The following is a 26,659-nucleotide window of genomic DNA, read 5'->3' on the forward strand; positions in this document are numbered from 1 at the left end:
AAGATCTTAGCCGAGCGCGCCCGGCGCAGCGTGCCCTACTGGACCGACGCTCAGATCGCCGACTTGCTCACGGACCGTGGCGCGAACACTCTGTTGCGGTCCTACATGTGGTCTTACTCCGCCGGAATAGATTGGTTCGTTCGCCTCGCCGACACTCCTGGTGCGCCGAAGGATCAGATCTTGCGCGCCGTCTATCAGGCACCGCACACTCCCGTCGAGCTGATGGCGTATTGGCCCGATGGTCCAGTCATCGGTACTGAATGACTCGGGCCACGCCACCGTCTTACCCTCGGCCGGCTAAGTCGAGGCTTACGGTGTCGGCACCAGCGTCGGCCCAGCTTGCGGAAGGGGCGTTCGCGCGAGCCGCCAAGTCTGCGACGTCCGCGGCGTCGCGGGCGGTCAACAGTTCGGAGTCACTGTCAGCGAGGGTGTGAAGGCGGTGTAAGGACGCGCCATCGCGGCGTTCATGTTCCGGCACAAGACGATCGCCGCTTCGACCATCGCGATCTCGTCCAGCACAAGCAACTCGTCACCGCGGCATTCGACGATACTTCATGCCTGAGCGCCGAATAGTCGGTTCAGCCGGCCGGATGGGCGAGAAGCAAGTTTCGGTCATCGCGCGGCACCGAGGTTTGAGCCGAATCCTGCTGTGGCGCAGGCGTGGACGGGATCGGGATCACCGCTCCGTACCGGTGTCGGGCCGACCGCGGGTTCGTTGCGCCGCGAAGCGTCAGTTCTGCCCCGGTGAGGTGGTCGGAGGACGAGCGATCGACGGCGTTGTCGGACGCGTTCGATTGGCCGGGGCGGCGGATGGGGTCGTCTTCGGCGCCGCAGGTGTCACCGCCTGCGTCCGCGTCGATGTCACCGCCGACGTCTGCGTCGATGTCCGCGGCGAAGTCACCGCCGATGTCACGGCCGGCGTCCGCGTCGACGTCACCGCCGGCACTTGTGCCGATGTGTCCTCCGACGACCCGGGGGTCGTTGTCGGCGCGGTGGTACTCCCCGGCTTCGCGGTCGTCGTGGTCCGAGACGACCCCGTGGTCGTCGCGGCCGGTGTGGTGGTCGTGGTGATGGTGGGCGGGAGGGTGGTGGGGGCGCCGGAGGTGACGACCGGCGGGCCGGGCGACACCGTCGCCGTGCTCGGCGCATCGGTGACCGTGACCGGCGGCGTATCCGTGAAGGTCGGGGTGGATGTCGAGGTCGGCGCCACCTGATCCGGGGCGGGCACACCGAGCGTGAACTGGAGCGAAAAGCTCGCAGTGGCAGAGAAACTCGCGCTCATCGAGGCGCCGGCGGAGTTCGAGGCCGGCGGATCCGGTGTCGCCGTCGACTCGGCCGGAGGAGGCGTGCCGGAGCCGGGGTCGGACGAGTCCGGCACCGGCTGGGCGGTCTCGGCATCGGCAGCCGGGTCCGTGCTCGCAATGTCACGCGGTACGGAGAGTTCGCTCGAGGCGACCGATATCGTGCTCGCGTCGGCCGGTCGGTCGGCGCCGTGGCCGAGGGCCGGTTCGATGGCGTCCCGCGCGACCGCTTCCACGGTGTTCGCCCGCACCGGCGGGCTCGAATCGGCGCGGACCACGAGCGTCATCCCGATCATCGTGGTCACCAGCGCGGCCACGGCGCCGGCACGACACATCTGCCGGCGGTTGCGGTCGGTCGACGGCGCAGTGGCCGGCCGCCCGCACCACATCGGAATGCGAGTCGGCACCGCGGGATCGGTATTCGCCGGTACGGTCTTCTTTTCGGTTTCATCGACGGTTTGCAACCCGGTACTGCTTTCTTCTTCGTGAGGCGCCGACTGCGGGCTACGAAAATGCAATGCCCGGGCAGCACGGATCCACATTCCGCGGCAAATGCCGGGCACGCGTCGCGGCGCAACTCGAAACCGTGTCGGTTCACGAGGATGCTGCGAACAGTTTCACGGCCTCGTATAGGGCGTCAGATCGCGCAGTCGTTGCCGGTGAATTCTTTGCAGTTCACCCGCACGGGTGAGAAAGTCGGCGATTATTTCCAGTTCGGTGGAGTCGTACCAGCTCGACAACATCTTGTAGCAGTCGATGATCATGGGGACCACGAGTTCCCGCACACGGCAGGCCGCGAGGTCGGTGGCCATCACGATCACGCGGCGGCGATCGGTCGGGTGCAGCGAGCGGGCGATGTAGCCCTGTTTTTCCAGCCGATTGAGCATCATCGTCACGCCGGCGGACGTGAGGCCCAGGCGTTGGGCCAGCATTCCCGGCGTCGTGGACTTCTCGTCGTCGAGCAGGACGATCTCCAATGCCCGCCGATCGGTCTCGTTCACGCCCAATACCCTGATCAACTCGCGGATCAGGTCCTCGACGGATCCGTGATAGAACTCCAGGGCTCTGGTGAACTCGGCCGAGAGCCGGGCGGGTTCGGTTGGACTGGGGCACACAAGCTTTCCCCTCGATCACTCGAAACATGAGACCGCACAGGTGAAATCACCGGTCGAGGTGGAGAGCCCGGGGCAGCGCGAGTACTCGCTGCCTGCCGCAGCGACCGCCTCCGAGCGATTGACGCAGGCACGAGGCTCCTCTCGATCGGCCGGCAGCCCGAACCGTGGCCGGCGAACGGTCACGACAGCGGGCACCGCTCCGGCCATCGACAGCGACCGTGGGCACTGCCGGACCTGCACTGTACGACATCGCGGCCCGCGCGTGCCGCGCATCGAACAATTCGATTCGAAGTGCTCGCCCCGTCAAACCCGAAGCGAGGCAACCACTGTCGGCGAACAGCGGGTGCCCGGTTCGGCTCGGAAGCCGCCCGGACCGGGTTGCCGAGGCACCCCGGCCCGGGCCGGTTCACCACCGGCTGCCGGTGCGAACGCCGATGTTCACGACCACGGGGTCAGCTGACGGTCGTGGTGGTGAGGGTTGGGGACGGGTTCGGATAGCAGGCGGTTGCCACATTGCCGACCAATGCGACGTTGGTCGTCATGGTCATGCCGGGACTGGTGTAGCTGGTCCCCGCGTACTTGCTGGTGATGGGCGTTCCGGCGGCGCCGGCGGTGACGTTGATGGTGACCGCCGGCGGCGTGAAGCTGGTCCCGCCGGCGATCGGACCCGGCACGGTCAGAACGACGTTCCCGCCCGAGGTCGAGACGGTGCCGGCCACTGTGCCACCGGATGCGGACGCCGAGACCAGTGTCGAATTGGCCGGAGTCGGGATGGTCATCTTCAGGTTGCTGATGTTGTTCACGGTGAAGCCGGAGGCCGAACTGGGAACCGACGACGAGCCAGGCGTGAGGGTGATGGCCACCGCGGAGCCGGACGCGGCCGAACTCGGCGCGGTGCCGGTCACCGTCGTGGTCATGCTCGAGGTTTGGCCGATACCCAGGATCGTGCCCTTGCAGCTCCAGTTCACACTGACCGGCGCGGCATTCGCCGGTGCTGCCAGACAAAAGACGGTAGCGACGGCCGCCGGCGCGAGGACGCCGACGCGAAACAGAGAAGAGAACGATCTCATGGCTATCTCCAGGAAATGTCGAGCAACGGTTCGACGGGATGTCGAGCCGCATCGAGAGGTTTTAAATATAACCTGTTCTCATCTATATGTCGTCGAATTCGACATTTCAATAGACGCACTGAAGATAGTTTTCCGCGGTTAGATATTCACTTCGGAAAGTTAATTGCGACAAGTTTCTTCGTGGTGCTTATTTCTTTGCATCCGAATTCGAATCAACCCATTTGTGACGGATAATTCGCCACTTCCCCGGGCTGCCCACCACCGCCGCCTCGGCGGGCGCACGGCGAAACGATCCACCTCCGGAATCCGCCGAGCCGTGGCCCGTCGGCGGATGGCGGTCGGCCGAATCGTCGTGCGCACTCCGACAGCGACCTCGCCTCTACCTCAGATGCCGGACCAGGAAGCGGCCCGCCTCTTCTCCGGCGAACTGCGGGACGCCGGTGTGCCCGCCCATATTCGCGTGCAGCGTCTTGTCCTGCGAGCCGAAGGCGTCGAACAGCTCCAGGGCCAGGCGCCGGTCGTTTCCTTCGTCGTCCCACTGCAACAGAACATGGAGGGGAATGGTGATCTGCCGGGCTTCCGCCACCGTGGCCCGCGGTACGTAACTACCGGCGAACAGCACGGCCGCCGTGATGCGCGGTTCCACCACCGCCAGCCGGATACCGATGGCGATCACTCCGCCGGAGTAACCGACCGGACCGTCGACGATCTCGGGCAGGGTGAGGAGGGTGTCCAACGCGGCCCGCCATTCCGGGACCGACTGGTCGACCAGCGGGGAGATGAGCCGGTCGACGATCTCGTCGTCGACCGGTTCGCCGGCCCCGATGGCCCGGCGCAGATCGGCGCGGGCCTGCTCGGCCTCGGCCGAGGGCGGTCGCTCGCCGCTGCCGGGGAGTTCGATGGTGGCCGCGGCGAAGCCGTCCGCCGCGCACTGCCGGGCGCGGCCGGCCAGCCGCGGATACATTCGGCGCAAGCCGCCGGGCTGGCCGAGCAGGATCAGTGGGACCGGCGCGGAGGCGGCGGATTCGGGCAGCCACAGGACGCCGGGAATCCCACCGAGAGTGAATTCGCGCTCGCGTACGCCGTCGGCGAGGCGGTTTTCGGAAACGAACTGCATGATCGTGCCTTTCGGGAGGGCTCGTGCGGCGCTCCCGGACGACCTATCGCCCGACCGTGACCCCGAAGGGGAGCACCCAGGTAGAAACTGTGTTCACGGGTACCACCTCCTCGTTGTCCGGCACGGCTTCCGGAACGGTAGCAGCGGACACCGCAGTCCACCAACAGGTTTTCGACGGACCTTCGCAGCGGACGCCGATGAGTTTCGACCACGGAGGACGTCTACGGGTCATGAGGAAACTGATCTACGGATTCAGCGTGTCTCTGGACGGCTACATCAACGACCGGGCCGGCAATATCGACTACACCGACCCGGACGAAGAACTGCATCAGTTCCACAACGACCGCTACCGCGACGTCGAGATCTCACTGCACGGCCGTCGCCTGTACGAGTTGATGGCCGAATACTGGCCGCACGTGCGCGAGGACGCGCCGCCGATCGAGCGGGAGTTCAGCCGGCTGTGGACGGAGAAGCCGAAGGTCGTGTTCTCCCGGACGCTCACCGAGGTGCATTGGAACAGCACGCTGATCAGCGATAATGCCGTCGAGGAGGTCCGCAGGCTCAAGGCCGGGGGCGACGGCGTCATGGAGGTCGGCGGTGCGAGTCTCGCGGCCTCGCTGATACCGCACGGGCTCGTCGACGAATACCAGGTCTTCCTGTTGCCCGTGGTACTCGGTGGCGGCACACCGTTCTTGCCCGCGCTGGAGGAGCGGATTCAGCTCCGGTTGGTCGAGACCAGGCATTTCGCCAAGGCGGTCATGCTGCGCTATCTCGTCGAGTGACGTGCCCGGCTCGTCCCACGTCAGGATCGGGGCTCGTTCGCGTGCCGGGTCGGTGGCTCGTCCGTGGTGTATTCGTCGACCTGGGTCCAGTAGCCGGGTGCGTAGAACCGGGTGACACCGGCAGCGCTGACCGCGAGGTTCCCGCTCGGACCGAAACTGTAGCTGTAGCCGGCGCCGTAGTTCACGACGGTCGAATCGGCGAGATACACCACGAAGGCCATACCTCGAGGCTATCGCCGCGCGGCAGCCGGTGTCATCGGCATTCGTCCCGCGACATCGGCCGGCGGCTACGCTGACGAGCACACTTCCCGTCGCAATCTCGAGCCTCGAACGATTTTCCCCATCGATCGGCAGCACGGAAGGAAACGGATATGGCCGACAAACCGGCAATCGTTCTGGTTCACGGCTTCTGGGGTGGCGCCGCCGGGGAAAGCCCCGGCGCGATCAGCCAGGAAAACCCGCCCGCCGCCTTCGACTCCATCGCTCCCGACTCCGACGGCTACCTGTGGATCAGACCCGACGCATTCCACGAGAGCTTCGCCCAGGACCTCACCGCTGAGGAAGCGCTGGTCATGGCGGTCACCCAGAAGGCGCCCCTGGCCTCCACCTTCGGTGACGCGGTCACCACGCCCGCCTGGAAAACCAAACCCGCCTGGTATCAGATCTCCACCGAAGATCGCATGATCCACCCCGACAACGAACGCCGCATGGCCACCCGGATGCACGCCCGCCGCATCATCGAACTCCCGGCCGGTCACGCCTCCCTCGCCTCCCAGCCCGGCCCGGTCACCGACCTCATCGAAGAGGCGGCGGACGCCGTGAGCTCCTGACCGATCCTCGATGTCTGCTCCTCGTTCGCCCCGTTCGATTGGTCGAATCCTTTCCGGTGCCCGGAACCTCTTGTATTCGTGCCGGCAACACGGCCGGCATCGACAACGGAGGTACGAGATGGTTGCGATCGGGATCGGAATTGCCGTGACGGCGTTGCTCGTCTGCACGTGCACCGTCGCATTGCGTCGGCGGAAGCGTTCCCGTGGCTGAATCGACCTGGGCGAGTGAGCAATTGGTGGCGGCGGCGGTCGAGGGCGACGCCGAGTCCATCGCCGCGCTGGTATCCGGCTCGTACCCGCACGTACGACGGTTCGCTCGAACGCTGTGCGCCACACCGGAGGACGCCGAGGACGCGGCACAGGAAGCACTGATCGTTCTCTACCGCAAGATCGGCACCCTCCGCGCCACCGGCGCGCTGGCCGGGTGGGTATTCCGGATCGTCCGGCACGAATGCCTGCGGCGGGCCCGGCTGCTGCGTCTTCCGCTCGAACCGGAGCCGGCCCGGTCGGTGCCGTCGGCCGAGGACGATGTGCTGCGGCGGCTCGAGGCCGAACGGGTCGGTGCCGCGATCGCGGCCCTGCCGCCGGATCACAGACAGGTGCTGATCATGCGTGACGTTCAGGGCTACAGCGGCCGAACGGTCGCCGATGCGCTCGGCCTGAGCACCGCGGCGATGAAGTCGCGCCTGCACCGCGCCCGGGCCGCGGTGCGCGACCAGCTGCCCGACGCAACCGGAAGCGGTGAACGGTGATGGACGATCACAACCTCGGCAGCGCGTCGCTACCCCGCCACCTGCTGCGCGGCGCGCTCGGATTCGGTGCCATCATCGGCGCATTCGCGTTGATTCCGGTCTTCGGCCCGGCGGCGCTCCTGCTCGCACCGATCGGCCTGCTCGTGCTGCGCGGCTGCCCGATGTGCTGGATCGTCGGCCTGACGGCGACCGTTTCCGCCGGACGGCTTCGGCGCGAATGTGTGGACGGCAGGTGCGAACTGGTGCCCACCGGCCGCGGCGGAATCCTCACCGGCCGTCGGGCGCGCTGATGCCGAGGATGCCGAGGAATGCGGTGGCGGCGGGTGTGCCGGTGGTGCGGCTCCAGATGACGTATTCCACTCGCGCCGGCGCATCGGAGACGTCGACCGTGGCGACTCCGGTGAGCTGGGGTGCGTAGGCGGCGGGGAGCATGGCCACGGCGAGGCCCGGCCTGACGAGGCGGGCGATGTAGTCGGCGGTGGTCACCTCGAAGGCGACCTCGCGATCGAGCCCGGCGGCGGCGAAGGCGTGGTCGGATTGCATTCGCCCCGCGGTTCCGGCCGGAAGATCCACGAAGACCTCGGCGGCCAGCCGACGCAGGTCGACCGCTGCTTCCGCGGCGAGTGGATGGTCCGGAGCCACCACAGCGACGAGCCGGTCGCGGGCCAGCTCCCGGACCGCGACACCCTGGGGTGTCGCGGTCGTCGGCAATCCGAGAAAGGCGATGTCGAGGGAGCCGTCACGCACCTGCTCGGTCAGATCATCGCTGGCGCCGACCCGCAAGCTGATCCGCACGTGCGGATACCGTCGCCGAAATTCCCGCAGAGCGTCCGGGACGTCGACTGCCGCCACGGTCGGGATCAGCCCCACGGCCAGGCGGCCGCGGATCTCGCCGACGGCGGCGGCGACCTCGGCGGCCGCGCGTTCGGCGGCATCCAGGCATTGCCGTGCGGCGGGCAGGAACGCCGCACCGGCAGGCGTCAAACGCACTCGGCGGCTGGTGCGCTCGAAGAGTTTGGCGCCGAGTTCCCGTTCCAGACGCGCGATTTGGTGACTGAGTGCGGACTGAACGACCAGGCACCGCTCGGCCGCGCGCGTGAAGCTGTTCGTCTCGGCGACGGCGAGGACGTACCGCATCTGCTGGAGCTCCATGCATCAATCATGATTCGCGATTGATTCGGTGACAAACATGTGTTGGACTCATCAATCCCTTCCGGGTGAGATAGTCGATATGAAAAGTCCAGGAGCACTGCGGTTTTCGATCGGTGCGGGTGCGGGCCCCGGCGACCTGCCGCGCACCGCGCTGACGGCCTTCGCCCCGGCGGTCTGGGGCACGACCTACATCACCACCACCGAATTGCTGCCGCCCGGCCACCCGCTGTTCGCGGCATTGCTGCGGGCACTGCCGGCCGGGCTCGTCGTGCTGGTGATCACGCGCACGGTGCCGCACGGGCGATGGTGGTGGAAGGCCGCGCTGCTCGGCGTGCTGAATATCGGAATGCTGAACGCGCTGCTGTTCATCGCGGCCGAACGGCTGCCGGGCGGAGTGGCGGCGACGCTGGCCGCGGCGCAGCCGCTGATCGTCGCTGTGCTGGCGGTGGTCGTCCTGCACGAACGGGCGTCGATGTGGCGCCTGGCCTGGGGCGTGGTCGGGGTGGCCGGTGTCGGTCTGGTGGTGCTCGGACCGGCGGCGGCACTGGACGCGGTCGGCGTGATGGCGGGTCTCGCGAGCGCGGGATCGATGGCGCTCGGGCTGACGCTCACCAAGCGCTGGGGCCGCCCCGAGGGCGTCGGCCCGGTCACCTTCGCCGGCTGGCAACTGACCGCGGGTGGCATGTTCCTGCTGCCGCTCACCGTCCTCGTCGAGGGGCGGCCGCCGGCGATCGACATGACGGCGGCATTCGGATACGTGTGGCTCGGCCTGGCCGGCGGCCTGATCGCCTACGTGCTCTGGTTCCGCGGCATCACCACCCTGCCCGTCACCTCCACCGCGGTGCTCGTGCTGCTCTCGCCGCTGGTCGCCGCCGTTCTCGGCGCCGCACTTCTCGGCCAGACGCTCGGACCGGTGCAGCTGGTCGGATTCGCGCTGTCGCTGGCCGCCATCGTCGCCGGACAACTACCGGCCCCCGCCCGCCCGACCCCCGCGCCGGTAGGAGCACGACGATGACGAACACGGACCGAGAGGCGATCCTGGTGATCGGCGCGACCGGCGGTCAGGGCGGCGCGGTCTCCCGCAGCCTGCTCGCCCACGGGTTTCGGGTGCGCGCCCTGGTTCGCGATCCGGGAAAGCCGCAAGCGAAGGCACTCGCGGCGATCGGCGCAGACCTCGTCGTGGGCGATCTCGACGACCCGTATTCGGTGCGCGCGGCGGCGCGTGGCGTATCCGGCATCTTCAGTGTGCAGGCGGCCGATCTCACCGCCCCGCGACCGGAACACGAAGTGCGACAGGGAAAGAACGTTGTCACCGCAGCCGAGGCCGAGGGCATCGAGCATCTGGTCTACAGTTCCGTCGCCGCCCGACCGGGCTCCGGCGTCTCACATTTCGAGTCCAAGGCGGAAATCGAGGCGTACATCGATGCCATCGGAGTGCCCGCGACGGTGTTGCGGCCCGTGTTCTTCATGGAGAACTGGCGATATCTGCTTCCACCGGCCGTCGGCGGTGAGCGCATCGGCGCACTGGCGCTGGGCGCGGATACCGCACTCCAGATGATCGCGCTGGCCGATATCGGCCACATCGCCGCGGACGTGTTCGCGCACCGGGCCGAATATCTGGGCCGGAAGCTCGACATCGCCGGTGACGAATTGACCGTGCGCGAGATCGCGCAGGTGTTCACCGAGGCCGACGGCATCCCGACCCGGTTCGAACGACAATCGTCCGACCGGTTGCGTCGCGACTCCGAGGAACTGGCGGCGATGTTCGACTGGCTCGACCGGCACGGCTATCGGGTCGATATCCCCGCGCTTCGCGAGCGCTTCCCGCAGTTGTCCCGCCTCGAGACCTGGTTGCAGGAGGAACGCGAAAGATGAAGCATGTCACCGGAATTGCCGCGGCACTCCTATGTTTCGGCATCGTCGTACCCGCCCCGGGGCAGGCGCAACCGGCCCTGTTTCCCAGCACGATCGAGCTGCCCGCGGGGTTCCGGCCGGAGGGTATCGAAATCGGGTCGCTCCCGGTCGCCTACATCGGCTCGGCCGCGGACGGATCCATCTATCGAGCCGATCTGGTCACCGGACGCGGTGAGTTGCTGACCCGTGGCCCGGGAACGCCATCGCTCGGTCTCCGGCTGGACTCACACGGCCGGCTCTTCGTCGCGGGCGGCACGGCCGGGGATATCCGTGTCGTGGACGTACGGTCGGGTGCGGTGCTCGCGAGCTACCGGGTCGGCGCCCCGCCGGACACATTCGTCAACGATGTGGTGTTGACCGCGACCGGCGCCTGGTTCACCGACTCGCGCGCGCCGGTGCTCTATCACCTGCCGCTCGGTTCCGACGGCGCGCTGCCGCCGCCCGAGGCGGTGGTGCGGCTGCCGCTCACCGGCGACATCACGTACCAGCCCGATGCGATCAACGCGAACGGCATCGTGCCGACCCCCGATGCCACCGGATTGCTCATCGTGCAGTCGGCGACCGGACAACTGTTCCGCGTCGACCCGGCGAGTGGTGTGACGCGCCGCGTCGACCTCGGGACCGACGCGGTGCCCGCCGGGGACGGTCTGCTGCTGCGCGCCAGCACCCTGCTCGTGGTCCAGAACCGGCTCGATGCGATCGCCGTGATCACCCTCGATCCCACCGGAACCACCGGCCGGGTCGAGCGGCGAATCACCGATTCCCGCTTCGACGTCCCGACGACGGTCGCGCGATTCGGCCCCCGCTTGTACCTGCCGAACGCGCGCTACGACACGCCGCCGGAGGCGACCACGACCTATTCCGCAGTCGCGGTGGACGGACCGTGGTGAGCAGGCAACGATCCGCCGATCTCGAAGGTGGTGGGGTGGAACATGATCGCACCCACCTGCTTCGGCCGACCGACGGCAAACAGCAACACGTGTTAATGACGGCCGTGGGCGGGTAGTCGCCGGAGTGGTGCAACGGTGCGCCCGACCTGATGCCGTTCAACGCCGAAGGACGAGATTCGCATGAGCACTCCCGATACCTCCACTCTGCTGGCACAGCTGCGCGCTGTGCTGACACTCACCAACACCGAAATCCAGGTGGCCGAGACCCGTATCGCCCAGGCCCGGACCGAGGCCGTGCGACGCGAGCTGGCCGAGAATGCCGACAACGGGCGGGCCCGGGCCGAGGCCATCGAGGCGGCGATCCGCGATCTGGGCGGAATTCCGGAAGTGGTGGGCCCGTTCCTCGGCCGAGTCACCGCGGCGATCAAGGCGATGGCCGAACAGGCTCAGCCGTTCGACGAGGCGCTGCTCGGTGACCTGGCTCTGGAACACCAACTGCTCGACCGTGCCCGCTATATCAAGGCCCTGGCGACCGCCGCGGGGCGACGCGAGGTGATCGCGCTGGCGGACCGGTTGGTCACCGCGCACTCGGCGACGGTGGAATGGCTGACCACCGTCCTGGCCGAGGACGCCCTCGGCGGGCCGGCCGCCCTGCGCCGCACCCCGTTGCAGGCGGCCGCCGGGACGGCGGTGAAACTGTTCAACCTTCCGGTCAGCTGGTCGACTCGCGGCTTGGACCGAGCACTCGACACGGTTCGCTCCACGCCGCCGGCACTCGGCGATCTCCTATCCCGGGGCGCCCATGCCGGTGATGTCGCGGTCAAGACCCTCTCGGCCTCCCGGGATGCCGCGCTCGAAACCGCCGAACAGGTCACCCGGAACGAGGGCGCCGACAGCGCAGCCGACGCCCTGCACTCGATCCGGGCCACCACGGGCGTGCTCGAGCCCGGCGAACTGCCGATCGCCGGCTACGACGAGCTGAACGTCTCGCAGGCCGTCGCCGCGGTGAAGGACCTCACCGACCCGGCGGACATCCGCGCGATCGTCGCCTACGAGGAAGCGCACAAGAATCGGCACGGCGTCGTCTCGGCCGCCCAGACCCGGCTCGCGGCCATCGCGCAGGAGGTCGCCGGCCTCACCTGACCGGCCATCCGCCCGACGCTCGACGTCGTCCGGCCCGGCTCGACCTGCTGTCGAGCCGGGCCGTCGTTCGTTTGCCGTAAGTCACCTCCGTAGAGAGACGCGCCATCGGACCGTCGCCGGTGGCTGACCCCTCGATCGTGGCCCTGCTCGCCCCATTCCTCGGACCGCTCCCGATCCAGTGAGGCACTTCACTCGCCGCCGGTTGCATATACCCCCCAGGGGTATTACTCTCGTCGGTGTCGGACAGATACAGGAACGGAAAGACCGAAGCGATGACCACGCACACACACGCCAACCACCATGCGGCACAAGGCAATCACGAGAACCACACCGCGCACGCCGACCACGCCGACCACGCCGCGCACGGGGACGGGCTTCCGGGCGGCCTCCGGATCACCCAGGACGGGTACACCCTGGCGCTCGCGGAGCCGATCATCACGCCCGGCGAGATCGACTTCCGATTCCGCATCCTCGGACCGGACGGCGCCCCGGTCCTCGACTACACCCCGATCCACGACCGTCAGCTGCATCTGATCGTGGTGCAGCGGGAGCTGACCGGGTTCTGGCACGTCCACCCCGAACTGACCGCCGACGGCGTCTGGACGGTGAAGTTGAATCTCCCCGAGGCGGGGGCCTACCGGGTATTCACCGACATCGCCCCGCGGGCACTCGGTAAGACCATCACCCTCGGGGCGGATCTGGCCGTCGCCGGCACCTACGATCCGCAGCCCACCCCCGCCGCCGCACGCACCGCGCGAGTCGACGACTACGAGGTGACACTGGACGGCGATATCGTCCCGGGCGAGGGCCGGCTACTCACCCTGACCGTGCGGAAGGACGGTGCGCCGGTGACCGACCTGCAGCCCTATCTGGCCGCCTACGGCCACCTCGTGATCCTGCGGGCGGGCGACCTGGCGTACGTGCACGTCCACCCGAACGGCGAACCCGGTGACGGAATCACGGCGGCGGGACCGGACGTCACCTTCCACACCGTCGTCCCCGGCCCCGGAACCTACCGGTTGTTCCTGGATTTCAAGCACGAGGACGTCGTCCGCACCGCCGCGTTCACCCTGCCGACCGCATGACCCACCACCGGTGAGCGGGCGAGACTCCGCCCGCTCACCCGAAAGGAACCGACCGTGTGCCCCTGCCGCTGTCCCGCCGGCCGAGACCCGCCCCGAATACCCGGAAAGTGACCACCATGTCCGCACCACTGCTGCGTTCACTATTGCGCAACCACGACTATCTACGACTGTTCACCGCACAGGTCTCCGGACTGTTCGGCACCGGATTGACCACTGTCGCATTGGGTTTGCTCGCCTACGAGCTCGCCGGCGCCGCCGCGGCGGCGGTGCTGGGCACCGCGCTCACCATCAAGATGCTGGTCTACGTCACGGTGGCGCCGATCGTCGGGGCGTACGCCGACCGGCTACCGCGCCGTGGTTTCCTGACCGCCCTGCACCTCGCCCGCGCCGGCGTCGTCCTGCTGCTGCCGTGGGTGGACCAGATCTGGCAGATCTATCTCCTGATCGCGGTCCTGCAAACCGCTTCTGCCGCATACACTCCCACCTATCAGGCGGTGATCCCGGACATCCTGCCCGACGAGCGCGAATACACCCGGGCACTGTCGGCGGCCCAACTCGCGGCCACGATGGAGACCCTGCTGAGCCCGATGCTCGCCGCCGCGGCACTGGCCGTGATGAGCTTCCACTGGCTGTTCGTCGGCACCGCGCTCGGTTTCGCCGTGTCGGCCGTGCTGGTCCGCGCCACCCAAATCCCGGACGCGGCGCCGACGCCCCACGGAGCACTCCGCGACCGAATCACCCTGGGGCTGCGGATCTTCGGCGCAACGCCCCGGCTCCGCGGATTGCTCGGCCTGAATCTCGTGGTGGCGGCGGCCGGCTCGATGATCATGGTCAACACCGTCAACTACGTTCGCGACACACTCGGCGGCAGCCAGTCCGGAGTGGCGCTGTTGTCGGCCGCCAACGGCTTCGGCACCATGCTCCTCGCCCTGTCACTGCCCCGAATACTCGACCGCATCGGAGCACGTCCGGTGATGATGCTGGGCGGGGGTGTCCTGCTCACCGGACTGGGCGCGGCGATCGCACTCTCCCGCGTCGAGTCGGGCGACTGGCGCTGGGGCGCGGCGATCGCGGTGTGGGCCGTTGTCGGTATGGGCACCGCCGCCGTCCTGACACCCACCGGGCAGGTGTTGCGCAGCTCGGCGCGAGCCGGTGACCGCCCCGCCGTCTTCGCCGCGCAGTTCTCCCTCTCCCACCTGGCCTGGCTGCTCACCTACCCGTTGACCGGATTGCTCACCACCGCAGTCGGTTTCACCGTGACCTGGTCGACGCTTGCGGTGGTCGCCGTCGTGGGAATCACCGTGGCGCTGCGGATGTGGCCGCGTCACGATCCCGAGGTGATCACCCACCTGCACCCGGTCGGCTCGCTCGCCGCGGAAAATCTCGGAACGGCCGAGTTGGTCGACGGACGGTACTACCGCCACACCCACCCCTACGTCGTCGACGCCGACCACCCGCGCTGGCCGAGGCGCACCGAGCGAGGCCTCGAGGTGGTTGCGGCCTGATCGCCGACCCGTTCCCGGCCCCGATCACGGCTCGTCGTTGCTCGGCGGCAGGTCCGCCACCGCCGCCGACACGGTGGGATACAGCCCCGGCGCGGTGGCCCGGGATTCCGCGGCCGTCAGCGCGTCACCGAACTGCCCGATCGAGCGGGCGATGCGGAAGTCGATCCCGCGGCGGCCCAGGTCGCGACGGAGGTCGGCGAGCATCGCCGCCGCGGTGACATCGATGCTGGGCGAGGTTTCGGCGTCCAGCACCACCATTCGCGTGTGATCGGTGCACAGCCGCTGAATCTGCTCACGCACGTGATCGGCGTTGGCGAAGAACAGTCCCGACTCCACGCGAACCACCAGAAGGTCGGGGCGCGAACCGATTTCGGGATGCCGGTCCGCATCCACCCACAGCGTGCCGGAACGCACCACGCGCACCACATGCGGCCGCGACGTCCGGTACACCAGTAGCAGCATCGAGATTCCGATGCCTACCAGCAGGCCCGGCAGCGTATCGAACAGCCCGGTCAAGAACAACAAGGTCAGCACCGTCAGCCCCGCCACCACCAGCGAACTCACCTGGGTCTTCGCGCCGGCCGACCCGTTCACCGCCGTTTTCGACAAACTGCCGTTGACCACCATTCCCGAAGCCAGCCCCGCACCCAGATTCGCCGCCCCCAGACCGAGCAGCTCGCGGTTCGCATCGACCTGATAACCGGCACGGGCCGCATATGTTTTCGCCGCGCCCAGCCCCTCGGCGAATCCGATCAACAGCACACCCACCGCCGGACCGAGCAGATCGACGAAATCGCCGAATTCGACTCCCGGCAGCCCCACCGACGGCAGGCCGGCGTCGATATGGCCGACGATCGCCACCCCTTTGTGGTCCAGATCGAACAGCCCGACCGCCGCGATGCCGACGAGGACCGCCAGCAGCGACCCGGGAATCAACGGAAGCCACCGTTTCGATACGAGCACGATCGCCAGGCTCACCACGCCGACCACCAGGGTGCGCCACTGGATATCGCCGAGGCGAGTGAGCACACCCCACGCCTGCTCGAAGAAATCGCCTTCGTGCTTGGGAATCCCGAACAGCTTCGGCACCTGCCCGATGATGATGGTCAGCGCCAGCCCGACGATGAAACCCTTCAGCACCGGCTCGGAGATGAAGGCTGCGACGAAACCCAGACGGATCGCGCCCGCCAGCAATCCGGCCACGCCCGTCGCAATCGCCAACGCCGCCGACAACGCGATGTACCGGCCGCCGTCGGCGCCGGCCATCGGCGTCACGATCGCCGCGGACAACGCCGCGGTGGCCGACATCGGGCCCACCACCAGATGCCGGGAGCTACCCGCCGCGGCATACAGGATCAGCGACGGAATCGCGGCGTACAGGCCGACGACCGGCGGCACGCCCGCGATCGAGGCGTAGGCCAGCGCCTCCGGAACCAGCACCGCCCAGACGGTCAACCCGGCGACCACATCGGCGCGCAGCCATTGCGGCCGATAGCCCGCGAGGGATTCGAACACCACCCACCGTGTCGCCACCGCATCCTCCACTGTCGTCGGGCCTCGGCGTCACAATCCGCCGATCCCTTTGCCCAGCACGACCGCGCCCATCACCAGCAGCACGATCGCCATGACGATGTGGTTGTTGTCCTGTAACCAGCGGCGGGTGCGATCGAGCGGCGCGCGCAGGCGATCGGCCGCGACCAGGTAGCCGACGACTACGAGCAGCACGCCGGCGGCGGCGATCACGGTGAACACCACGACGGCGACGACCTGCTGCCCGGCGCTCACCGCGCTCGTCCCGATCGCCACCCCCGCGGAAATACAGAGCAGCAGATTTTTCGGATTCACCGCCGACAACATCGCGCCCAGGCCGAGCGCCCGGGCGGCGCTCAACGTGTCGATCGCGCGCATCCAGCCCGGCACCTCGGAATCGGCGCGCGACCGCCACTGCGCCGCCGCCAAACCAATCAGCACGATGCCCAGGACCACCTTGATCCAGGCCACAACGCTGCCGGGTTCCCTGTCCGCCGAGCCGGAAAGCGCGCTCGACAGCAGCACGAAGATCGTGGTGACCACGACGATTCCGAGCAACCAGCCGATCGCGAAGCCGGTGCCGGCCCGTGCGGCAGCGGCGGACAGGATGATCAGGATGGCGGCGACGATCGGAATCGGCGAGATCGCGACACCGACCGCCAGCGGAAGCAGATCGCCGATGAGCGTGCCCATACCCCGGACGCCAGGTGGGGTTCACAGCCGCGGTCGCCATGTGGCGACCGCCCAGATGACCACGATGTCGAGGGCGATCACGATCAGCGACCACCACGGGTTGAACGGCAACCACAGGAAATTCGCGATGATCGACAACGCCGCGATGCCGATCGCGGCGCCCCGCCCCCACGCCGTGCCGGTGGCCAGGCCGAATGCGCACAGCACCAGAATGATGCCGAGGACGATGTGGACCCAGCCCCAGCTGGTGAGGTCGACCTTGTACACGTAATCCGGTCCGGCGACGAATACGGTGTCGTCGGCCACCGCCGAAATTCCTTGCAGGATGGACAGGATACCGACCGTGGCGAGCAGGACCGCGGCGGCGATCGAGGTACCCGCGGCGAAGCCCTGCCGCACCGCGTGACTCTGGGCCGGCGCTGCGTGTTGCGGCGATGTGGTCATCTCCGACTCCTTTCGAGCGGGGTTGTTCGCCGACTGTGCGCCGCCGCTGCGCCCCGCGCATCACCCACCGCGGGTGAGAACACCGCACTCGAAGATCGGTACCGCCGTCGGCGCCGGGGCTCGCCCGTCGGCTCGAATCAGGGCGAAATCATCCCGATCGGATGACGCGGGCGCCGCCCGTCCGGGTCAGGGTCGATGCCGGTGAACAGGCCGAACAGCGCGGCGTGTGTTCACCGTCGACCGAAAGGCGGGCCCGCATGGCGAAGGTCGTCCGATACCGGTTCGTCGTCGACGGCGAACTGTCCACCCGCGCGCTCGCCGCCTTTCCCGACCTGACTCGCAGCGAGGTGACCACCGCCGGGACGACCACGCTCTACGGATCGATGTCCGACAGCACGGCCGTGCGCGAGATTCTGGCTCGGATCGACGCCCTCGGGTTGACCTTGATCGAAATGTCTCGCCTGCCCGACTGATTCGGCGGCCGGCCGCCCTTCACTCCGTGCCGGGCGATTCCGGTCACCGATCCGCGAGCGATTCGATGCGTGCCAGGGTGCGAGCGCTGCCGTCGACCTCCAGTTGCACGTGCCGGGCCTGTGCACTCCGCCAGGCGCGGATCCACACCTCGTCCCCGCCCAGCACCGGGCCGGCATGCTCGAGGATCACCCGGTACGGTGCGGCCGGCGCGTCCGGAAAGCGGGCGAGCGCCTCTTCCACCGCTTCCCAGTGCACAGCGTTGTTCACGTGCCCGTAGCGGTCGACGTCGGTCACCCGGAGGGGGAAGGGGCGCAGTTCGGCGTCGGCGGGAGTGTCCGCCCGCAGCGCGGCACGCCAGCGCAACCGGTGTTCGGTGGTCGCGGCCAGCATCGGCGCCATGAAACGATCGGTCATCCGCGCGGGACGTCCGGCCTCGATATCGACGTGAATGAGGAACATCTCCGTCTCGATCAGACCGCCGTTCTCGCTGCGCACCTGAATGCGCATAGTGCACCACCGATTCGACAGCGCCGACGGCCACCGCCGCAGATGCACCTGGTCGCCGAATTCGATCGGGTGCAGGACGTCGATCACCGTGCGCCGGACGATCCATCCGGGATGCAGATCGCCCTCCTCGACCACCTTCAGATGGTCGTAGCCGATGTCCTGCAGATAGCGCGCCACCGCGTCCAGCCGCAGCCGCTCGGCGCGATCGGTATCCCCGAGCCGGACCGGCCACTGTTCGTGGAAGGCGCGGCTCTCGTCCGGACACGGAGTCAGCGGAAAAGCGATCTCAGCGGCTCGGTCGACGGCGGTATCGGTGCTCATGGCGCTCCTTTTCCAGGTCCCGCGCCAGCGTAGCGACCGATCCTGTGCACGCTCGGCGCAACACGGCGCACGGCGGAGCTCGTCCGATTCGCCGCGACCGGCTACCCGAACTCGGCGCCGATATAGTTCGCCGCGGCGGTTGTCCAGGTGACGTCGGTCCCCGGCATGTTGTGCGCCGGGTACAGCACGTGCTGCCCGTCCGGGTACGGGGTGAGGTAACCGATGACGCCGTTCACCGTCGCCGCGAAGCGTTCGAGGTTGGCGATCGGGTTCAGCATCAGGAATTCCAAGAGCTGGGCGAAGATCAGGTAGCTCGCGTTGCCGAAGCGTGCGCCCTCGACGAACGAGAACGGCGAGATCCCCACGTCGATGATGCGCAGTGGCGAATCGGCGGGCGAGGCGGTGATGATGTCACCCGGATTCGCGTATTCGCGCGTCGCCACCTCGGCGGGCCAGGTCCCGTGCTCGCCGTGCAACCCGAATGTGGTCGGCGGGCACAGGTCGTTCACCGAATCACCCGCTCGGCGCAGCGGATTGGCGATGAAGACGGCGAATGCGATTTCCAGCGGGCTCCCGTCGGTATTGGTGTATTCCCCGGTGGCCACGCCCTCGAGAATGCGGCTGGCACAGATGCCACCGAGCGAATAGCTCAGCAAGCCACAGACATTCGGCGACTGCTGGATCGCCTGTACCCCGGCCTCCGTGCCGATCCGCACCGAGGTGTCCAGCGACGGCCCCCACAGATTCGGGTCCGGGCCGACGGCGGCGGGCCAGTCCGGTTCGAAGAAGCTGAAACTGTCGGTCGAGAGCAGGTCGGTCACGGCGGCCAGCATCCCGGCCGGCGATCCGTCCGGATTCCGCGGTTCTCCGGTCCCACGCAGCGTGATGATGTCGATCATCGGAACCTCCTCGCCCGCACCGAAATTCTCGTATCTCTACGGTAGGCCGGAGACGAGGCGCAGTCATGCAAATCCCGCATCACTCGCCGCGGCTCATCGAGCGCAACTCTCCAACTCGACGAGGGATTGTTCGAGGCCGGTGAGCAAGCGCTGCAGGTGCGGCACGCTGCGACGGCAGCCCACGATGCCGAAATGCATGGCGTCACCGGAACTTACGGTCGTGATGTTGATCGCTTGCCCGTCGAGCGGGATGGATGCCGGATAGACCGCTTCGAGTCGCAGGCCGTTCCAGTATCTCGGTTCGGCGGCACCGGGAACATTGGAGATGATGATGTTGAACGGCGGCGCGGACGCCGGCAGCCGGACCGGTGATGCCGGCAGCGCCAGCCCGGCGACGTTGATCGCCGACATCCCCAGGATCTGCAACGGTGTCAGTCGCGACATGGTGTTCTTGGCATTGGCCATCGAAGCGTGGATTCGGGTGAGCCGCTCGACCGGATCGGCCGCGTCGGTCGCCAGGTCACACAGCGCCGCTCCCACCGAGTTGCCCTCGCTCACAGCGGTTTCCGGGCCGCGCCGTAACGACACCGGGACCATGGCGATCAGCGGATCCGCCGGTAGCGCCTGTTCGGCCAGCAGATAGCGGCGCAGCGCACCGGCGCACATGGCCAGGACGATGTCGTTCAATGTCGCGCCGGTACCCGCACCGGCCGCCCGCAGGCGCGGCAGCGGCCACGATTGGGCGGCGAAGCGCCGCGCGCCGGTGATCGCGACGTTGAACATGGTCCGCGGCGCCCGGAACGGCCGGGGTTCGGGGTAGTCGCGCGCCAGTTCGTACGCGCCCGAAACCATTTCCGGGACCGCGGCTCCGATCCGCCCCGCGGTACGCAGGACATCGGCGGACCGGCGGAGCAGAGTGGTTCCGCCGGCGTGCCCACGGGGGCGGGTGCTGCGCCACGGCGGCAGACAGCCGCGGTCGTCGGGGTCGGCCGACAGGGCACGCTGCCAGGTGCGGACGGCGGAGACTCCGTCCATCAACGCGTGATGGGTCTTGGTGTACAAGGCGATCCGGCCGTCGGCGAGCCCGTCGATGACATAGACCTCCCAGAGCGGGCGATGGCGATCCAGCAGCGATCCGTGCAACATCGACACCAGTTCCAGCAGCTCCCGCACCCGTCCCGGAGCGGGGAGCGACAACAGCCGCACGTGGTACTCGATATCGATGTCGTCGTCGAGTTCCCACTGCAGCGCGGAGAAACTCGCCAGCGATCGGGCGGGCCGGCGCCGGAACACCGGGGCGAGTTCCCCCTCGCCGGAGATCAGCTCCTCGTGCAGCCGGCGCGGTGAATGCGGCTGCGCGCCCGAGGGCCGAAACAGCGACAGCCCGCCCACGTGCATGGGATGTTCGCGCGACTCCAACAGCAGGAATACCGAATCCAGTGGTGACATCAACGCCATCGCGGCACCTCATCGCGGTCGGTTCCGATCGGGGGCGAGTGGCTACACCCCTGTGCCGATCATCGCGGAAATCGACCCGCGGGGAAACCGTTTCGCCGCCCGCGCAGCCCCCGCCCGGGCGCGCCGACCGTGGCACTCGTGGCGCGCTCGATCGGTGCGTAGCCGGACGTGTCGGCGATCCGGTCCCGGTAAGGCGGTGGCGTCTCCGGGTTTCGTTCGTCGGAGCGGGGCAATCTCCCCCGTAGCACGACCCGGTTGCCGAGCGTGGCTCGGCATACGGGGTGAATCCGTTGGATCAACCGATGGGAGCCGGATCAGTGAATGTTCGCGTCGCGGCCGGAGCCGCACTCACCGCCGCCGCGCTCTGCGCGGTACCAGCCACCGCCTCCGCCGATGATCCGAATGTGCCCCGCAACGGGGTGCTTCCGGCCGGCACCTACCACATCACCCAGCACCCGGCCAATGTGCTCGGAACCCCGCTGCACAACTGCGACCTGCAGGTTTTCCCGGACGCCGCGACGGTCGTACTGGCCTGCGGGGATTCCTCGCGCACCGGCCGGCAGGACGCGATCGGGCCGGATGAGACCTACGTGACCTTCGAAGGCGTTCCACTCGGGCTGGATCTGCGCGATATCGATCCAGGGCAGGGACAGTGGGGCGGCACGGTGAACATCGCCGCCACCTCGGTGACCGCCCCCTATCAGATCGCGGGAATCAGCTTGCAGCGGCGCTGATTCCGATCCGCAGCACCCCGCATGTCACACCTCGGTACGCGACGTCGTCAACGTGATGACCACATCGAGCAGGGTGAAAGGACCACTGCCATGGATATCGCGTACTACGTCGTCGGCGCCGCCGCCGCGCTGTGGATCGGCTTCTCGGGCTATTCGCTGTTCAGCAAGAGCGAATTCGTCGTCGAACCGTTGCAGACCTACGGCGTCCCGCGCAGTTGGTGGAATCCGCTCGCGCTGGCCAAATCCGCCGGCGCGCTCGGCCTGCTCGTCGGCTTCTTCGTGCCGCCGATCGGTATCGCAGCGGCCGTCGGCCTGATCCTGTACTTCCTCGGCGCCGTCGCCACCACCGTGCGCGCCCGGTCGTACCGCACGACGGTGTTCCCGGTCCTGTACCTCGTCCCCGCGGCCGCCACCCTCGCCCTCCAGCTCGCTCGCTGATCCCCCTCGCCCGGTACGCGGATCCGGTACCGTTCCCCATCGGCGAACATCAATGTTCGCAGAATCGAGGTGTCGGCATGGCGGAATTCGTGCACCAGGGCCGCAGGGTCGTCTTCGACCGCGACGGCGAGGGCGATCCGGTCGTGTTGACGCACAATGCCGGGTCGAGGATCCGGAAGCGGTGACACGCGTGCTCACCACATTTCTCGGCGGCCCCGCTGCCGAGCGCCGGGCGGCCGCTGTGCAGGACCCCGGGTAGCGTCGGGCGCTGTGCCCCGTGACGTCGGTAGGCTGGGCTGATGTCGAACGTCGCCACCGCGACCGAAACCGGGGTCGATCGGCTGCTCCCGCTGCTCTCCGGCCGCCGGATCGCGGTCCTCACGGGTGCCGGGATGTCCACCGACAGCGGCATCCCCGACTATCGCGGTCCCGACTCTCCCCCGCGCAACCCGATGACCTATCAGCAGTTCGTGGGGGATGCGGAGTTTCGGCAGCGGTATTGGGCGCGCAATCACGTGGGGTGGCGGCGGATGGATGCGGCGCGGCCGAATGCCGGGCATCGGGCGCTGGTCCGGCTGGAGCGAGCGGGGGTGGTGAGCGGTGTCATCACCCAGAATGTCGATCTGCTGCACACCAAGGCGGGGCATCGGCGGGTGATCGATCTGCACGGGACCTACGCCCGGGTGCGCTGTCTGGGCTGTCGAGGTGTGATGTCGCGGATGGCGCTCGCGGATCGGCTGGAAGCGGCCAATCCGGGTTTCGCCGAGCTGGCGACCGCGACCGGGATCGAGGTGGCGCCGGATGCCGACGCGGTGGTGGTCGACACCGACCGGTTCCGGATGGTGGACTGCGAGCGGTGCGGTGGGATGTTGAAGCCCGATATCGTCTATTTCGGCGAGAACGTGCCGAAGGACCGGGTGGCGGAGGCGTTCACGCTCGTCGACCGCGCCGATGCACTCCTGGTGGCGGGCTCCTCGCTGACGGTCATGTCGGGGTTGCGGTTCGTCCGGCACGCGGCGAAATCGGGTAAGCCGGTGGTGATCGTGAACCGCGGCGCGACCCGCGGCGACGAATTGGCCACGGCCCGTATCGATTCCGGATGCTCACCGACACTGTCGGCGCTGGCCGACGCCTTGGCGCCCGCACCCTGACACCGGCTGCCGAGTCCCGGCAGAACGAATAGCCGAGGGGCCCGCGCCCGTCGGCTATTCGCGAAAGGTGTTCAGTTCCAGCCCGGTTGCGCTTGCCGCTTGATCGGTGGTGACGAATTGGCGAGAATCTCCAGGTCCTCCAGGAACCGTTCGATGCTCTCCGATTTCGCCTCCGGAGTGCCGACCTGGTCGCGCACCTTCTCCTCGGTGATCGCCAGCATCGCGGCCGCCAGATCCGTTTCCAGATCGCGCACCATCTGGCGACGCAGCTGGGCGATCTGGTCGCGACCCTGCCGGCGCACCCGCTCGACCTCGGCCGCCGCCGCCTCCCGCATCTGCGCCACGATGAATTCGGCGTCGGCGCGCGCATCGGCGCGAATCTGCTCGAGTTCGGTGTGCGCTTCGGTCAGGGCATTGGCGTAGGACCGCTTGGCCTCTTCCAACTGCGTGGCGGCGTGTTCACTTTCCGCGAGTTGTTTGGCGATCGCGTCCTGACTCTTGGCCATCAATCGCTTCACCGGTGGCACAACCCATTTCACGATGATGAAGACGATGACCACGAACCCGAACAGCTGACTGAAGAAGACCGGCCAATCGAAGGTGATCTGGTATCCGCCTGCGGCAAGAACACCGCCGCTGGTGTCCATCATTACGACTCCCTACCCCTCCTACGGCCGGCGGTACCGGCATGCCGACTGTCACCGACCACCTGGTCGGCGAGAGATTGTGCCAACGGCTCGACTTCCAGCCGCAGCTCGGCCTTGACACGGTCGGCTTCGGCACGCAGGTGGGCGGCGGATTCGGCGACGATTCCGTCCACCTCCCGCTGGGCCTGGGTGCGCAGGTCGTCCATGATCGCCCGGCCCTGGGCCCGTGCCTCGTTGCGGATGTCGGCCGCCTCGGCACGGGCCTGTTCCAGCGCCTTCTGGTATTTCGCCTCGGCTTCGGCGAACATCTGCTTCGCCTCTTTGGCGTTGACGGCGGTCGCCTCGACCCGCTCCTCGCGTTCGGTCAGCACCTTGCGGATCGGCGGAACGACGAAGAACCAGATGACTCCGAGCACGATCAGGAAAATGATCAGCTCGACGAAGAAGGTGCCGTTGGGGATGAGGAAATTCCCCTCGGCCACCACATCGGTTCGCGCGGACATCTCGCCGATTACTTACCGGGAGTCGCGAATACGAACAGCGCCATGAACGCGAGGTTGATGAAGTACGCCGCCTCGACCAGACCGACGGTCAGGAAGAAGTTACCGCGCAACCGGCCCTCGGCCTCGGGCTGGCGGGTGACGCCGTTGATCAGGGCCGAACCGGCCAGACCGTCACCGATGCCCGCGCCGATGGCGCCACCGGCCATGATGAGGCCACCGCCGATGAGGGCGCCCTGGACGATTGCTGGATCTGCTGCCATTATTCTCTTCCTGTTCTCCAACGTTGACCGATCGAGGAACGATCGGGATTGCCGTTCAGTGGTTTTCGTGCTCCAGCGTCATCGATTGGCTGAAGTAGAGGACGGTCAAAAGCGAGAAGATGAACGCCTGGATGGCGCCGACGAACAAGTCGAACAACTTCCAGATGGCGTTGGGGCCCCAGGCGATCCAATACGGGAACAGCGCGATCACCGCGACCATGACGCCGCCGGCGAACATATTTCCGAACAATCGCAGCGAGAGCGACAGCGGCTTGGCAATCTCCTCGATGATGTTGATCAACACCATCGGGCCCCAGCCGGTGTGGCCCTTGAGCAACTGTTTCACATGGGTGATCGGACCACGCCGCCGGACACCCGCCGCGTGATAGAAGACGAAGACGAACAATGCCAGGGCATAGACGAAATTGACGTCCGAGGCCGGCGGGAAGATGAATTCACCGCGCCCGTACTGCACCGGCAGCACCGATATCCAGTTCGACAACAGGATGAAGGTGAAAAGCGTTACGGCGAGCGGCAATACGAACGGCGCGATGCGCATGCCGATCGCGGATTCGACCTGCCCGCGCATCTGCACGGTGATGGTCTCGAAGAACAACTGCACGCCGTTGGGGACGCCGGAGGTGATCTTCATTCGGAGGAAGATCGCCAGGCCGATCACGATCACGGCGGCGACCGCGGTCGAGAGGATGGTGTCGACGTTGAACGTCATACCCCACAACTCGGCGGTGGCGTGGTGACCCACCTCGATCTTCGGCTCTTCCTCGGCCAGGATCATCGTCGCGATAGTGCTGCTCATGACTGCTGACGGAGCCCTCTCCACTCGGGCACGACGGTATGCAAGACGAGGATCACCTGGAACAGGGCCAGCCCGAAGAAGATGCCGATCCCGTCGGGCCGAGTCAGGAAGGCCACGACGATCGCCAGCACGGTGACGATGATCAGTCGCGCGGCCGTCGACAGCGCCAGCGCCTGCTTATTCGGAGATTCCGAGCGGGTGATACCGGTGACCGAACGCAACGTCAATTGCGCGTTCGCCCATCCCAAACCCAGTCCGACACCGATAAAGACACCCAGCAGCAACCGATCCAACAGCCCGGTCAGCATCAAGGCTATTACGCCGAATGCGGCTACCATATAGCCCGCACGGCGCAACCGGAGTTTGTCGATACTCACTGCGACACCACCATCGCCGCCATCCCACCTCGTAGTAGGTCGTGATCGAGGTCAGCTTACACATACCAACCTCCTTGCGTAACAACATTTTTGATCTTCATATACTTGATCTTGAATTTTGCGGTGGACACACCGGGGGATTCGTTCCAGCCATCCCCGGGCAATCGATTTCTACGCCGTACGACCTGCCGATCGTGAAGGTTTTCCGGACATTCAGGGCAGTGCGCGCAGCATGGCGGCAATGGTAAATCGAAAGTCAAACTTCGATATAGCATCGGTAAATACTTCGGCGCGTCGTCCGGAGAATTGTCCGAAATGACCGAATTACCATAACGGGTCGGCGTACGGGCCGATGCCTTATATATATGTGCGCGGCGCGGATGGCCGTCCGCACCGCCGGACACCCGCCGCCACCCCGCCGACCGGACATCCCCGGCAGCACCGGCGACACGGTCCGCCGCCATGTCCTATCGCTCGGCAAAGCGGTTCGGATGACCCGGCGCGATTGCACAAATTTCGCGTTCTACCAGGCATTCCCGGACATTTTACTGCCGAGGGGTTACCGTGTCTGCGGCTGGGTACATCACCCACCGGGCCGCCCCGGCTCGCTTGATGAGGGGAACCGAAGTTCCCGAGAGACGCCTATCGGTTTCTGGTCTCTCGCCATGCTTGGTCGCAGCTTCACACGTTGAGGAGGCAGTACCATGAGCAGTATCCCGTCAGGCTCGGATTCCTCGGGCCCGTCCGGCT

General features: G+C 67.4%; 33 protein-coding genes and 1 pseudogene. 18 read left to right on the plus strand and 16 right to left on the minus strand.

Annotation, left to right across the window (positions count from 1 at the left end; all coding sequences use genetic code 11):
* From ON37_RS33880 to ON37_RS22045, 3 genes are all read left to right on the plus strand, one after another.
* Nucleotides 1-264, plus strand: a 264-nt coding sequence (locus ON37_RS33880; RefSeq protein ID WP_040721920.1) for a hypothetical protein, incomplete at its 5' end; no start/stop codon positions are given.
* Nucleotides 265-749: 485 nt separating this feature from the next.
* Nucleotides 750-1,214: a hypothetical protein gene (locus ON37_RS22040; protein WP_040721922.1), complete on the plus strand. Its 465-nt coding sequence runs from the start codon at nt 750-752 to the stop codon at nt 1,212-1,214.
* A gap of 45 nt (nt 1,215-1,259) precedes the next feature.
* Nucleotides 1,260-1,790, plus strand: coding sequence for a hypothetical protein (locus ON37_RS22045; RefSeq protein WP_040721924.1), 531 nt, complete (start codon nt 1,260-1,262; stop codon nt 1,788-1,790).
* Nucleotides 1,791-1,918: 128 nt separating this feature from the next.
* Here ON37_RS22045 and ON37_RS22050 read toward each other — a convergent pair whose 3' ends face one another.
* Complete coding sequence (locus ON37_RS22050) at nt 1,919-2,416, minus strand: MarR family winged helix-turn-helix transcriptional regulator (protein ID WP_040721925.1); 498 nt, start codon at nt 2,414-2,416, stop codon at nt 1,919-1,921.
* A 452-nt stretch (nt 2,417-2,868) separates the two neighbouring features.
* Nucleotides 2,869-3,195, minus strand: a complete 327-nt coding sequence (locus ON37_RS31135) for a hypothetical protein (RefSeq protein WP_210741145.1) — start codon at nt 3,193-3,195, stop codon at nt 2,869-2,871.
* Here ON37_RS31135 and ON37_RS33060 point away from each other — a divergent pair.
* Entirely contained in the window at nt 3,188-3,628 is a 441-nt protein-coding gene (locus ON37_RS33060; RefSeq protein ID WP_157171544.1) for a hypothetical protein, read from the plus strand. The two genes, ON37_RS31135 and ON37_RS33060, sit on opposite strands and share 8 nt — an antisense overlap.
* A 237-nt stretch (nt 3,629-3,865) precedes the next feature.
* Here the strand turns inward: ON37_RS33060 and ON37_RS22065 are convergent, their stop codons facing one another.
* The gene (locus ON37_RS22065) at nt 3,866-4,603 is read right to left on the minus strand and encodes a dienelactone hydrolase family protein (RefSeq protein ID WP_040721929.1); all 738 of its coding nucleotides are present in this window, start codon (nt 4,601-4,603) and stop codon (nt 3,866-3,868) included.
* Between the two features lie 230 nt (nt 4,604-4,833).
* On the opposite strand from ON37_RS22065, the gene ON37_RS22070 reads away from it, so the two are divergent.
* Nucleotides 4,834-5,385, plus strand: coding sequence for a dihydrofolate reductase family protein (locus ON37_RS22070; protein WP_040721931.1), 552 nt, complete (start codon nt 4,834-4,836; stop codon nt 5,383-5,385).
* A gap of 20 nt (nt 5,386-5,405) precedes the next feature.
* Here ON37_RS22070 and ON37_RS22075 read toward each other — a convergent pair whose 3' ends face one another.
* Nucleotides 5,406-5,606: a hypothetical protein gene (locus ON37_RS22075; RefSeq protein WP_040721933.1), complete on the minus strand. Its 201-nt coding sequence runs from the start codon at nt 5,604-5,606 to the stop codon at nt 5,406-5,408.
* A 147-nt stretch (nt 5,607-5,753) separates the two neighbouring features.
* Here ON37_RS22075 and ON37_RS22080 point away from each other — a divergent pair.
* From ON37_RS22080 to ON37_RS22090, 3 genes and pseudogenes are all read left to right on the plus strand, one after another.
* Nucleotides 5,754-6,215: pseudogene (locus tag ON37_RS22080) on the plus strand (alpha/beta hydrolase); the annotation flags it as partial.
* A 203-nt stretch (nt 6,216-6,418) separates the two neighbouring features.
* Nucleotides 6,419-6,967, plus strand: coding sequence for an RNA polymerase sigma factor (locus ON37_RS22085; RefSeq protein ID WP_040721937.1), 549 nt, complete (start codon nt 6,419-6,421; stop codon nt 6,965-6,967).
* Nucleotides 6,967-7,257 (plus strand): hypothetical protein, encoded by a 291-nt coding sequence (locus ON37_RS22090; protein ID WP_040721938.1) that lies wholly within the window; start codon nt 6,967-6,969, stop codon nt 7,255-7,257. The genes ON37_RS22085 and ON37_RS22090 overlap by 1 nt, the downstream gene beginning before the upstream one ends.
* On the opposite strand, the gene ON37_RS22095 is transcribed toward ON37_RS22090, so the two are convergent.
* Nucleotides 7,235-8,119, minus strand: a complete 885-nt coding sequence (locus ON37_RS22095; protein WP_040721939.1) for a LysR family transcriptional regulator — start codon at nt 8,117-8,119, stop codon at nt 7,235-7,237. The two genes, ON37_RS22090 and ON37_RS22095, sit on opposite strands and share 23 nt — an antisense overlap.
* A 79-nt stretch (nt 8,120-8,198) precedes the next feature.
* Between ON37_RS22095 and ON37_RS22100 the strand changes: the two genes are divergently transcribed.
* The 6 genes from ON37_RS22100 (at nt 8,199) to ON37_RS22125 (ending at nt 14,656) form a co-directional block, all read left to right on the plus strand.
* Complete coding sequence (locus ON37_RS22100; protein ID WP_083893198.1) at nt 8,199-9,134, plus strand: EamA family transporter; 936 nt, start codon at nt 8,199-8,201, stop codon at nt 9,132-9,134.
* Nucleotides 9,131-9,994: an NmrA/HSCARG family protein gene (locus ON37_RS22105; protein ID WP_040721941.1), complete on the plus strand. Its 864-nt coding sequence runs from the start codon at nt 9,131-9,133 to the stop codon at nt 9,992-9,994. Before ON37_RS22100 ends, ON37_RS22105 begins: the two co-directional genes overlap by 4 nt.
* The gene (locus ON37_RS22110) at nt 9,991-10,923 is read left to right on the plus strand and encodes an SMP-30/gluconolactonase/LRE family protein (protein ID WP_051031909.1); all 933 of its coding nucleotides are present in this window, start codon (nt 9,991-9,993) and stop codon (nt 10,921-10,923) included. Before ON37_RS22105 ends, ON37_RS22110 begins: the two co-directional genes overlap by 4 nt.
* Before the next feature lie 180 nt (nt 10,924-11,103).
* Entirely contained in the window at nt 11,104-12,066 is a 963-nt protein-coding gene (locus ON37_RS22115; RefSeq protein ID WP_040721942.1) for a DUF8129 domain-containing protein, read from the plus strand.
* 272 nt (nt 12,067-12,338) lie between these two features.
* On the plus strand, nt 12,339-13,151 hold the full coding sequence (locus tag ON37_RS22120; protein WP_040721943.1) for a DUF8832 domain-containing protein: 813 nt from the start codon (nt 12,339-12,341) through the stop codon (nt 13,149-13,151).
* Nucleotides 13,152-13,267: 116 nt separating this feature from the next.
* Entirely contained in the window at nt 13,268-14,656 is a 1,389-nt protein-coding gene (locus ON37_RS22125) for an MFS transporter (RefSeq protein ID WP_040722077.1), read from the plus strand.
* Nucleotides 14,657-14,680: 24 nt separating this feature from the next.
* Here ON37_RS22125 and ON37_RS22130 read toward each other — a convergent pair whose 3' ends face one another.
* Genes ON37_RS22130 through ON37_RS22140 form a run of 3 tightly spaced genes read right to left on the minus strand, consistent with a single transcriptional unit; the run spans nt 14,681 to nt 17,323 of the window.
* Complete coding sequence (locus tag ON37_RS22130; protein WP_040722078.1) at nt 14,681-16,171, minus strand: SulP family inorganic anion transporter; 1,491 nt, start codon at nt 16,169-16,171, stop codon at nt 14,681-14,683.
* A 48-nt stretch (nt 16,172-16,219) separates the two neighbouring features.
* Nucleotides 16,220-16,879 carry a GAP family protein gene (locus ON37_RS22135; RefSeq protein WP_040721945.1) on the minus strand — a complete coding sequence of 220 codons (660 nt, stop codon included), beginning with the start codon at nt 16,877-16,879 and terminating at the stop codon, nt 16,220-16,222.
* 21 nt (nt 16,880-16,900) lie between these two features.
* Nucleotides 16,901-17,323, minus strand: coding sequence for a DUF7144 family membrane protein (locus ON37_RS22140; RefSeq protein WP_040721946.1), 423 nt, complete (start codon nt 17,321-17,323; stop codon nt 16,901-16,903).
* Nucleotides 17,324-17,580: 257 nt separating this feature from the next.
* On the opposite strand from ON37_RS22140, the gene ON37_RS22145 reads away from it, so the two are divergent.
* Nucleotides 17,581-17,796 carry a DUF8691 family protein gene (locus ON37_RS22145; RefSeq protein WP_040722080.1) on the plus strand — a complete coding sequence of 72 codons (216 nt, stop codon included), beginning with the start codon at nt 17,581-17,583 and terminating at the stop codon, nt 17,794-17,796.
* Nucleotides 17,797-17,839: 43 nt separating this feature from the next.
* Here the strand turns inward: ON37_RS22145 and ON37_RS22150 are convergent, their stop codons facing one another.
* From ON37_RS22150 to ON37_RS22160, 3 genes are all read right to left on the minus strand, one after another.
* Nucleotides 17,840-18,625, minus strand: coding sequence for an acyl-[acyl-carrier-protein] thioesterase (locus ON37_RS22150; protein ID WP_040721948.1), 786 nt, complete (start codon nt 18,623-18,625; stop codon nt 17,840-17,842).
* Nucleotides 18,626-18,726: 101 nt separating this feature from the next.
* Nucleotides 18,727-19,524 carry a hypothetical protein gene (locus ON37_RS22155; RefSeq protein WP_040721950.1) on the minus strand — a complete coding sequence of 266 codons (798 nt, stop codon included), beginning with the start codon at nt 19,522-19,524 and terminating at the stop codon, nt 18,727-18,729.
* 93 nt (nt 19,525-19,617) lie between these two features.
* Nucleotides 19,618-20,982, minus strand: a complete 1,365-nt coding sequence (locus ON37_RS22160) for a WS/DGAT/MGAT family O-acyltransferase (protein ID WP_040721952.1) — start codon at nt 20,980-20,982, stop codon at nt 19,618-19,620.
* 317 nt (nt 20,983-21,299) lie between these two features.
* On the opposite strand from ON37_RS22160, the gene ON37_RS22165 reads away from it, so the two are divergent.
* From ON37_RS22165 to ON37_RS22175, 3 genes are all read left to right on the plus strand, one after another.
* Nucleotides 21,300-21,716, plus strand: a complete 417-nt coding sequence (locus ON37_RS22165) for a hypothetical protein (RefSeq protein ID WP_085997366.1) — start codon at nt 21,300-21,302, stop codon at nt 21,714-21,716.
* Nucleotides 21,717-21,806: 90 nt separating this feature from the next.
* Entirely contained in the window at nt 21,807-22,154 is a 348-nt protein-coding gene (locus ON37_RS22170) for a DoxX family protein (RefSeq protein ID WP_040721953.1), read from the plus strand.
* A 299-nt stretch (nt 22,155-22,453) separates the two neighbouring features.
* Complete coding sequence (locus ON37_RS22175) at nt 22,454-23,305, plus strand: NAD-dependent protein deacetylase (protein ID WP_040721954.1); 852 nt, start codon at nt 22,454-22,456, stop codon at nt 23,303-23,305.
* Between the two features lie 71 nt (nt 23,306-23,376).
* Here the strand turns inward: ON37_RS22175 and ON37_RS22180 are convergent, their stop codons facing one another.
* The 5 genes from ON37_RS22180 to ON37_RS22200 are packed head-to-tail and all read right to left on the minus strand — an operon-like array spanning nt 23,377 to nt 25,909.
* Nucleotides 23,377-23,955 (minus strand): F0F1 ATP synthase subunit B family protein, encoded by a 579-nt coding sequence (locus tag ON37_RS22180; protein WP_051031910.1) that lies wholly within the window; start codon nt 23,953-23,955, stop codon nt 23,377-23,379.
* Nucleotides 23,955-24,455 (minus strand): F0F1 ATP synthase subunit B, encoded by a 501-nt coding sequence (locus tag ON37_RS22185; RefSeq protein WP_040721955.1) that lies wholly within the window; start codon nt 24,453-24,455, stop codon nt 23,955-23,957. The genes ON37_RS22180 and ON37_RS22185 overlap by 1 nt, the downstream gene beginning before the upstream one ends.
* An 8-nt stretch (nt 24,456-24,463) precedes the next feature.
* Nucleotides 24,464-24,715, minus strand: a complete 252-nt coding sequence (locus ON37_RS22190; RefSeq protein ID WP_025352811.1) for a F0F1 ATP synthase subunit C — start codon at nt 24,713-24,715, stop codon at nt 24,464-24,466.
* Nucleotides 24,716-24,770: 55 nt separating this feature from the next.
* A complete protein-coding gene (gene atpB / locus ON37_RS22195; protein WP_083893200.1) occupies nt 24,771-25,532 on the minus strand; it encodes a F0F1 ATP synthase subunit A in 762 nt (253 codons plus the stop codon).
* Nucleotides 25,529-25,909 (minus strand): ATP synthase I, encoded by a 381-nt coding sequence (locus ON37_RS22200; RefSeq protein ID WP_040721959.1) that lies wholly within the window; start codon nt 25,907-25,909, stop codon nt 25,529-25,531. Before ON37_RS22200 ends, atpB begins: the two co-directional genes overlap by 4 nt.
* Nucleotides 25,910-26,659 lie beyond the last annotated feature (750 nt).

The sequence above is a fragment of the Nocardia veterana NBRC 100344 genome, from assembly GCF_000308855.1.
Taxonomy (GTDB): Bacteria; Actinomycetota; Actinomycetes; order Mycobacteriales; family Mycobacteriaceae; genus Nocardia; species Nocardia veterana.

Excerpts from the sequence above, each read along its gene's own strand:
- ON37_RS22070 (WP_040721931.1), top strand. The coding sequence starts at position 4,834 with ATGAGGAAACTGATCTACGGATTCAGCGTGTCTCTGGACGGCTACATC.
- ON37_RS33060 (WP_157171544.1), top strand. The coding sequence starts at position 3,188 with ATGGTCATCTTCAGGTTGCTGATGTTGTTCACGGTGAAGCCGGAGGCC.
- ON37_RS22140 (WP_040721946.1), bottom strand. The coding sequence starts at position 17,323 with ATGACCACATCGCCGCAACACGCAGCGCCGGCCCAGAGTCACGCGGTG.
- ON37_RS22095 (WP_040721939.1), bottom strand. The coding sequence starts at position 8,119 with ATGGAGCTCCAGCAGATGCGGTACGTCCTCGCCGTCGCCGAGACGAAC.
- ON37_RS22125 (WP_040722077.1), top strand. The coding sequence starts at position 13,268 with ATGTCCGCACCACTGCTGCGTTCACTATTGCGCAACCACGACTATCTA.
- ON37_RS22105 (WP_040721941.1), top strand. The coding sequence starts at position 9,131 with ATGACGAACACGGACCGAGAGGCGATCCTGGTGATCGGCGCGACCGGC.
- atpB (WP_083893200.1), bottom strand. The coding sequence starts at position 25,532 with ATGAGCAGCACTATCGCGACGATGATCCTGGCCGAGGAAGAGCCGAAG.
- ON37_RS22155 (WP_040721950.1), bottom strand. The coding sequence starts at position 19,524 with ATGATCGACATCATCACGCTGCGTGGGACCGGAGAACCGCGGAATCCG.
- ON37_RS22075 (WP_040721933.1), bottom strand. The coding sequence starts at position 5,606 with ATGGCCTTCGTGGTGTATCTCGCCGATTCGACCGTCGTGAACTACGGC.
- ON37_RS22090 (WP_040721938.1), top strand. The coding sequence starts at position 6,967 with ATGGACGATCACAACCTCGGCAGCGCGTCGCTACCCCGCCACCTGCTG.
- ON37_RS22135 (WP_040721945.1), bottom strand. The coding sequence starts at position 16,879 with ATGGGCACGCTCATCGGCGATCTGCTTCCGCTGGCGGTCGGTGTCGCG.
- ON37_RS22175 (WP_040721954.1), top strand. The coding sequence starts at position 22,454 with ATGTCGAACGTCGCCACCGCGACCGAAACCGGGGTCGATCGGCTGCTC.
- ON37_RS22100 (WP_083893198.1), top strand. The coding sequence starts at position 8,199 with ATGAAAAGTCCAGGAGCACTGCGGTTTTCGATCGGTGCGGGTGCGGGC.
- ON37_RS22065 (WP_040721929.1), bottom strand. The coding sequence starts at position 4,603 with ATGCAGTTCGTTTCCGAAAACCGCCTCGCCGACGGCGTACGCGAGCGC.
- ON37_RS22115 (WP_040721942.1), top strand. The coding sequence starts at position 11,104 with ATGAGCACTCCCGATACCTCCACTCTGCTGGCACAGCTGCGCGCTGTG.
- ON37_RS22110 (WP_051031909.1), top strand. The coding sequence starts at position 9,991 with ATGAAGCATGTCACCGGAATTGCCGCGGCACTCCTATGTTTCGGCATC.
- ON37_RS31135 (WP_210741145.1), bottom strand. The coding sequence starts at position 3,195 with ATGACCATCCCGACTCCGGCCAATTCGACACTGGTCTCGGCGTCCGCA.
- ON37_RS22190 (WP_025352811.1), bottom strand. The coding sequence starts at position 24,715 with ATGGCAGCAGATCCAGCAATCGTCCAGGGCGCCCTCATCGGCGGTGGC.
- ON37_RS22150 (WP_040721948.1), bottom strand. The coding sequence starts at position 18,625 with ATGAGCACCGATACCGCCGTCGACCGAGCCGCTGAGATCGCTTTTCCG.
- ON37_RS22145 (WP_040722080.1), top strand. The coding sequence starts at position 17,581 with ATGGCGAAGGTCGTCCGATACCGGTTCGTCGTCGACGGCGAACTGTCC.
- ON37_RS22170 (WP_040721953.1), top strand. The coding sequence starts at position 21,807 with ATGGATATCGCGTACTACGTCGTCGGCGCCGCCGCCGCGCTGTGGATC.
- ON37_RS22180 (WP_051031910.1), bottom strand. The coding sequence starts at position 23,955 with ATGATGGACACCAGCGGCGGTGTTCTTGCCGCAGGCGGATACCAGATC.
- ON37_RS22120 (WP_040721943.1), top strand. The coding sequence starts at position 12,339 with ATGACCACGCACACACACGCCAACCACCATGCGGCACAAGGCAATCAC.
- ON37_RS22160 (WP_040721952.1), bottom strand. The coding sequence starts at position 20,982 with ATGGCGTTGATGTCACCACTGGATTCGGTATTCCTGCTGTTGGAGTCG.
- ON37_RS22185 (WP_040721955.1), bottom strand. The coding sequence starts at position 24,455 with ATGTCCGCGCGAACCGATGTGGTGGCCGAGGGGAATTTCCTCATCCCC.